Annotated in this window: 1 protein-coding gene; it reads right to left on the bottom strand. The window is 65.0% G+C overall.

The window, feature by feature from the left end; genetic code table 11:
- On the bottom strand, positions 1-551 hold a 551-nt coding region (locus OK17_RS20495), incomplete at both ends, for an AMP-binding protein (protein ID WP_461418574.1).

Below are 551 nucleotides of genomic sequence, written 5' to 3'. Positions count from 1 at the left end.
TCGAACGTCACCGGCGTCTTCTGCAACACCCGATCCGACCCCGACACCGGATACCACGCATCCATCCACGCCAGCCGATTCAGCACCGACCGATGCGACACCGTCACACCCTTCGGCCGCCCCGTCGACCCCGACGTGAACAACGTGTACAACGCATCATCGACACCCAACCGCGCACGACGATCCGCATCCGACACCGGCCCCACGCCAGCATCGAACGAACCCGACGCATCCACCTCACGCACCGACAGACCATCGACCTGCGCCACCGCAGCCGGCACCGGCGACCCACCGGCCACCAGCACCAGCGAAGCACCCGACGTCGCCAACATGTACTCCACACGATCAGCAGGCGCATCCGGATCCACCGGCACATACTGCCCACCAGCAGCAACAACCGCGTGAACCGCGACCAACAACTCCACCGACCGCGGAATCACCACAGCCACAGCAACATCCGGCCCCACACCAACCGCGATCAACTCACGCGCCAACCCCCACACCCGAGCACCGAACTCACCGAACGACACACTCCGATCCCCGAACACCAA

The sequence above is a fragment of the Gordonia sp. GN26 genome, from assembly GCF_054823965.1.
The sequence above is the reverse complement of the archived record's forward strand: the minus strand, read 5'-3'. Positions and strand labels throughout refer to the sequence as shown.